The following is a 2149-nucleotide window of genomic DNA, read 5'->3' on the forward strand; positions in this document are numbered from 1 at the left end:
CCGGAGGTTTATATTTTAATTTTACCGGGGTTTGGTATTATTTCACATAGAATTTTTCTTCATAGAAATAAAGTTTCTACTTTTGGGGCTTTAGGTATAATTTATGCTATAAGAGCTATTGGGTTTTTGGGTTTTATTGTTTGAGCCCATCATATGTTTACAGTTGGAATGGATGTTGACTCACGGGCTTATTTTACAGCTGCAACGATGATTATTGCGGTGCCTACGGGCATTAAGATTTTTTCTTGATTAGCTACTTTGTATGGGTCTTTGTTAAAATGAAGGGTGGTGTCTTTATGAAATTTAGGGTTTATTTTTTTATTTAGTTTAGGGGGGTTTACGGGAGTGATTTTAGCTAATTCAAGGATTGATATTATTTTGCATGATACATATTATGTAGTTGCTCATTTTCATTATGTTTTATCTATAGGAGCTGTTTTTTCGATTTTTGCTGGTGTTTTTCACTGGTGGCCTATGATGTTTAATATATATTTTAGAAATAATTTGTCTAAAATTCATTTTTGATTAATATTTTTAGGGGTTAATGTTACTTTTTTCCCTCAGCATTTTTTAGGGTTAAATGGAATGCCTCGTCGTTATATAGATTATCCTGAATTTTATAGGTTTTGGAATAGGATTTCTACAATAGGCAGGTTTTTGAGATTTTTAAGATTTTTGGTTTTTATTCTTATTTTATATATAAGTTTTGTCAATAAACGAGAGTTATTTAGAATAAATTATAGCGGAGCTTCTTTAGATTGATTTATGGAGGGGAGGCCTAAATCTCATCTATTTGAAGAAAATATTATTTTTTTATATTAATAGTAGGGGGAAGTTATTTTAGGTTTTAATCAAATTTATGCCTTATTGAGCGGAATTAGGTTTTATAGATGCGAACTCTCCTGTAATGGAGCAGTTATTAATATTTTATGATCATTCAATGATTGTAATTATTTCTATTTTAGCTTTTTTAGTTTTTTTTTTGTTGGATGTAAAGTTTTCGAAAAAATTAAATTTAGGTTTGATAGAAAATCATTTTATTGAGTTTGTATGAACTATTTTGCCTGTTTTTTTATTGGTTTTTATTGCTTTGCCCAGGTTACGTTTACTATACTTAATGGAAGAGAGGTTTAATCCAAGGTTTTCAATTAAAGTTATAGGGCATCAGTGATTTTGGAGATATGAATATACAGAGTTTGCTTTAGATATAAATACTTTGTATGATGAGATTTACATAGATATGGCTTATGAGGATTTTGCGTTTCTTTTAGAGCCCGATAATTTTTTAGCGATTCCTATGAATGTTAGTGTTCGGATGCTGATTAGAAGGGTTGATGTAATTCATTCTTGGACTATTCAAAGGTTAGGGGTAAAAACTGATGCTATTCCTGGGCGTTTAAATCAGATTAATTTTTATTCTTTGAAGCCAGGTGTATATTATGGAGCTTGTTCTGAGATTTGTGGAGTTTTACATAGTTATATACCTATTGCTGTTAAAATTCTCCCTATAGAGGATTTTATTTCTTGAATGTATTATTAATTTAAAAAATCAAATTATTTTGTGATTGTTTTCGACACAATTTTAGGCTTAAGTCTTTTAAATATATATTTTATTTTTTTTAGGTATGTATTTTTGATAAAAGGTTTTTTATTATTATTATTAATTTATTTAACTTTTATAGAAGAAAAGTTATTTATTTTAGAGTGAAGTTTGGTAAGATTCAATTTTTTTTTTGAAATAAAATTTTATTTTTATTTTGATTTTATTTCTAATTTTTTTATACTAATTGTTAGATTGATTTCTAGGGTTGTGTTTTATTTCAGGTGAGGTTATATAAGGAGGGATAAGACAAAAAATAAGTTTTTGTTTTTAACAGTATTGTTTGTTTTTTCGATGTATTTAGTAATTTTAAGTTTGAATATGCCTATTATTATAATTGGATGAGATGGTTTAGGTATTGTTTCTTATTTTTTAGTAATTTATTATAACTCTGACTATAGGAATTATTCAGGTATTGTTACAGTTATAACTAATCGGTTGGGAGATATTGGAATAATATTTTCTTTCTTTTTATTATTAAATATAAATTGTTTTGATATAAATTTATTGAATCAATTAAAGGGTTTAGATTGATTTTTTTTTTTTTTT

The 2149-nt window shown here is 26.7% G+C and carries 2 protein-coding genes and 2 pseudogenes; all 4 read left to right on the plus strand.

Features of this window, described 5'->3' with window-relative positions:
• The first annotated feature begins 153 nt into the window (after positions 1-153).
• Positions 154-762 (plus strand): annotated as a pseudogene (locus GB932_RS19975) (cbb3-type cytochrome c oxidase subunit I).
• Between the two features lie 124 nt (positions 763-886).
• The gene (locus GB932_RS19980) at positions 887-1054 is read left to right on the plus strand and encodes a cytochrome c oxidase subunit II (RefSeq protein WP_368732394.1); all 168 of its coding nucleotides are present in this window, start codon (positions 887-889) and stop codon (positions 1052-1054) included.
• Between the two features lie 129 nt (positions 1055-1183).
• A pseudogene (locus GB932_RS00925) lies at positions 1184-1528 on the plus strand (cupredoxin domain-containing protein); the annotation flags it as partial.
• A 429-nt stretch (positions 1529-1957) separates the two neighbouring features.
• Positions 1958-2134 (plus strand): hypothetical protein, encoded by a 177-nt coding sequence (locus GB932_RS19985; protein WP_156758913.1) that lies wholly within the window; start codon positions 1958-1960, stop codon positions 2132-2134.
• Positions 2135-2149 lie beyond the last annotated feature (15 nt).

The sequence above is a fragment of the Microbacterium karelineae genome, assembly GCF_009745985.1.
Taxonomy (GTDB): Bacteria; Actinomycetota; Actinomycetes; order Actinomycetales; family Microbacteriaceae; genus Microbacterium; species Microbacterium karelineae.